Below are 4,130 nucleotides of genomic sequence, written 5' to 3'. Positions count from 1 at the left end.
TCTTCTGCAGACCCGGAGCGTCCGTGGGCACGATGAACAGCGCCGGCTTGAGCTTGCCGGTCTTCGAATCCTCGGTGCGTGCGACGATCAAAACCGCATCGGCCTGATCCACGCCGGAGATGTAGATCTTGTTGCCCTTGAGAATCCACTCGTCACCGTCACGACGCGCCGTGGTGGTGATCTGGTGCGAATTGGAGCCGGCGTCGGGTTCGGTGATGCCGAAGACCATGATCTTGGACCCGTCGGCGAGCGCGGTGAGCCACTCCTGCTTCTGGTCGGCCGTGCCGTACTTGCCGATGATGGTGCCGCAGATGGCCGGGCTGACGACGACCAGCAGCAGACCGGCACCGTGCGCGGCCAACTCCTCCTGCACGAGCGCGAGTTCGTAGATGCCCGCGCCACCGCCGCCGTACTCCTCGGGAAGGTTGACGCCGAGGAAGCCGAGCTTGCCCGCCTCGTTCCACAGTTCGGTCAGCGGCTCACCCTTGCGCGCCTTCGGCAGGACGTAGTCGATGTAGTTGTAGCGCTTGCCGAGTGACGAGACTGCGTTGCGCAGACCCTTCTGCTCTTCGGTTTCGATGAAACTCATGATTGCTCCACTCCCTCTTCGGTGACGGCTTCTTCGGTGACAACGGCGAGAACTGCGCCGACTTCGACTTGCTGGCCTTCCACAACGTTCAATTCGGTGAGCACACCGTCGGCAGGCGCGGTGACCGTGTGTTCCATCTTCATCGCCTCCAGCCACAGGATGGGCTGACCGGCGGTGACGGTATCGCCCTGCGCTGCAGCGATTCTGATGACACTGCCGGGCATCGGTGCGAGCAGCGAACCGGCCGCGACCTCGTCGGTGGGGTCGGTGAACCGCGGGGCCTTGATCAACCTGACCGGACCGAGCGCGGAATCGACGAAGACGTCCGAACCGTAGCTGCTCACCTGGAAGATACGACGAATTCCGTTGTCGTCGAGCGTCACCCGCGTCGGAGTGTGCTCTATCAGTTCGACGCCCTCGAGTTCGACGCCGTCCACCGAGGCGGTGAGTCCGCTGCGACCGATCGAGTATTCGACGGTGATGTCGTTGTACGTCTTGCGCTGCGGTTGAGACCGGAGATTGCGCCAACCGCCGGGCAGTCCCCGGTTCACCCGCGCCTGCGCGACGTTGCTCGCTGCGTCGGCCAACGCAGCCGCGAGAGCCGAGAGTTCCTCGGCGCGGCCGTGTGCGATCGGCTGAGCCAGTACCTCGAGCCCGTGCGTGTCGAAGAAAGCCGTGTCGGTATCCCCGGCCAGGAACGCCGGATGCCGCAGGATGTTGACCAGTAGATCGCGGTTGGTCTTCAGGCCGTGAACGGTGGCCTTGTGCAACGCTTTCGCCAGTAGATTCGCAGCCTGATCCCGCGTCGGCGCGAACGAGATGACCTTCGCGAGCATCGGGTCGTAATGAGTTCCCACCACACTGCCGGTCTCGACGCCGGAATCGACCCTGATGCCGGCCTTCGCGAGAACCTCGAACTGCGCACCGGGGATCTCGAATCGGTGCACGGCACCGCTCTGCGGCTGCCAGTCCTGGGCCGGATCCTCCGCGTAGAGGCGAACTTCGATGGAGTGTCCACGTGTCTCGGGCTGCTCGGCGGGCAACCGCTCCCCCGCGGCGACCCTGATCTGCAGCGCCACCAGGTCGAGTCCCGTCGTGCATTCGGTGACCGGGTGCTCCACCTGCAGACGGGTGTTCATCTCGAGGAAGAAGAAGTTGCCCTTCTCGTCGGCGAGGAATTCGACGGTACCCGCACCCTCGTAGCCGATGGCCTCGGTGGCCAGCGTCGCCGCATGGAAGAGCTTCTCGCGCATGCCGTCGATGCGTTCGACGAGCGGCGACGGTGCCTCCTCGACGACCTTCTGATGTCTGCGTTGGATCGAGCATTCGCGCTCCCCCACCGTCCACACCGTGCCGAATCTGTCGGCCATGACCTGCACTTCGATGTGCCGACCGGTCTCGATGTACCGCTCGACGAATACCGTTCCATCACCGAATGCCGAGAGTGCCTCGCGCCCGGCGGCTTCGAGCTCCGAATCCAGGTTCTCGAGATTGCGCACGATGCGCATGCCGCGCCCACCGCCACCTGCGGACGCCTTGATCAGCACCGGAAGCTCGTTCTCGGTGACCGACTCGGGATCGAGCTGGGTCAGCACCGGCACGCCGGCGTCGGCCATCATCTTCTTGGACTCGACCTTCGAGCCCATCAATTCGATGGCCTTGACGGGCGGCCCGATCCACGTCAGGCCGGCGTTCTGCACCTGTTGCGCGAAATCGGCGTTCTCGGAGAGGAATCCGTATCCCGGATGCACCGCGTCGGCTCCGGCGGCCGCCGCTGCGGCGATGACGAGCTCGCCGCGCAGGTACGTCTCGGCCGAACTGTTTCCGGGGAGCCGCACTGCCGAGTCGGCCTCGCGCACGTGCGGGGAGTTCGCGTCGGCGTCGGAGAACACCGCGACGGTGTCGATGCCCTCGGCGCGACAGGTGGCGAACACGCGTCGGGCGATTTCGCCGCGGTTGGCTACGAGAACGGACGATACGGTCATGGCTTCACATCCGGAAGACACCGAAGTTGGCGGTGCCTTCGATCGGGGCGGTGGCGATGGCCGACAGGCACATTCCCACCACCGTGCGGGTATCACGGGGGTCGATGACGCCGTCGTCGTAGAGGCGTCCGGAGAGGAACATCGGCATCGACTCGGCCTCGATCTGGCCTTCGATCATCGCGCGCATTCCGGCATCGGCTTCGGCGTCGAAGGCTTGTCCGCGAGCTTCGGCGGCGGCGCGTCCGACGATGGAGATGACACCGGCGAGCTGCGCGCCGCCCATGACGGCGGATTTGCTGGACGGCCAGGCGAAGAGGAATCGCGGATCGAATGCGCGGCCACACATGCCGTAGTGACCGGCTCCGTAGGACGCGCCGAGCAGGATGGAGATATGCGGAACTTTCGAGTTGGAGACGGCGTTGATCATCATCGATCCGTGTTTGATCATGCCGCCCTCCTCGTACTCCTTTCCGACCATGTATCCAGTGGTGTTGTGCAGGAACAGGAGTGGGGTGTTCGACCGATTGGCGAGCTGAATGAACTGCGTCGCCTTCTGCGATTCCTCGCTGAACAACACACCGCGGGCATTGGCCAGAATGCCGATCGGATATCCGTGCAGCTCGGCCCAGCCGGTGACGAGCGAACCGCCGTACATGGGCTTGAACTCGTCGAAATCCGAACCGTCGACGATGCGGGCGATGACCTCGCGTGGGTCGAACGGGATCTTCAGATCCGTGGGGACGATGCCGAGGAGGTCTTCGGGGTCGGCCAACGGCTCGATGACCTCGGCGCGCGGCTCGGGGCCCTTCTTCTTCCAGTTCAAACGGGAAACGATGCTGCGCCCGATGCGGATGGCGTCCTGCTCGTCGACGGCGAAATAGTCTGCGAGGCCGGACTTTCGGGCGTGCATCTCGGCACCGCCGAGCGATTCGTCGTCCGAGTCCTCGCCGGTCGCCATCTTGACCAGCGGTGGTCCGGCGAGGAAGACCTTGGAGCGTTCCTTGACCATGACGACGTGATCGGACATGCCGGGGATATACGCGCCGCCTGCGGTGGAGTTACCGAACACCAGCGCGATCGTGGGGATGCCCGCCGCCGAGAGCTGCGTCAGATCACGGAACATGCGACCGCCGGGGATGAACACCTCCTTCTGCGTCGGTAGATCGGCTCCACCGGACTCGACCAAGGAGATGACCGGAAGCCGGTTCTGCGTGGCGATGTCGTTGCCGCGGAACCCCTTCTTCAGCGTCCACGGGTTGCTCGCCCCGCCGCGGACCGTCGGGTCGTTGGCGACGATGAGGCATTCGACGCCGCACACCACGCCGATACCCATGACGGTGCTGGCTCCGACGGGAAAGTCGCTGCCCCAGGCCGCGAGTGGGCACAGTTCGAGGAAGGCCGAGTCCTCGTCGATCAGCAGTTCGATGCGTTCACGGGCGAGAAGCTTGCCGCGCTTCTTGTGTCGCTCCACGTATTTCTGACCGCCACCGAGCAGAGCCTTCGAGTGCTCGGCTTCGATCTCGCCGAGTTTGGTGTTCATGGCCTCGACGCTCCCC

At 64.6% G+C, this 4,130-nt stretch carries 3 protein-coding genes; all 3 read right to left on the bottom strand.

The window, feature by feature from the left end; all coding sequences use genetic code 11:
* The coding region (locus tag A2J02_RS20375) for an acyl-CoA dehydrogenase family protein (protein ID WP_197478087.1) at nucleotides 1-589 on the bottom strand (589 nt) is incomplete at its 3' end.
* Entirely contained in the window at nucleotides 586-2,574 is a 1,989-nt protein-coding gene (locus tag A2J02_RS20370) for an ATP-binding protein (protein WP_068052759.1), read from the bottom strand. The genes A2J02_RS20375 and A2J02_RS20370, both read right to left, overlap by 4 nt.
* A gap of 4 nt (nucleotides 2,575-2,578) precedes the next feature.
* Complete coding sequence (locus tag A2J02_RS20365) at nucleotides 2,579-4,114, bottom strand: carboxyl transferase domain-containing protein (RefSeq protein WP_068052762.1); 1,536 nt, start codon at nucleotides 4,112-4,114, stop codon at nucleotides 2,579-2,581.
* Between the last annotated feature and the right edge of the window lie 16 nt (nucleotides 4,115-4,130).

The sequence above is a fragment of the Rhodococcus sp. EPR-147 genome (assembly GCF_001647185.1).
GTDB lineage: Bacteria > Actinomycetota > Actinomycetes > Mycobacteriales > Mycobacteriaceae > Rhodococcoides.
Note: the sequence above shows the minus strand (reverse complement) of the source record. Positions and strands in the feature narration are given on the sequence as shown.

What these genes read in the sequence shown, in the direction of transcription:
- A2J02_RS20365 (WP_068052762.1), bottom strand. Translation starts at nt 4,114, where the DNA reads ATGAACACCAAACTCGGCGAGATCGAAGCCGAGCACTCGAAGGCTCTG.
- A2J02_RS20370 (WP_068052759.1), bottom strand. Translation starts at nt 2,574, where the DNA reads ATGACCGTATCGTCCGTTCTCGTAGCCAACCGCGGCGAAATCGCCCGA.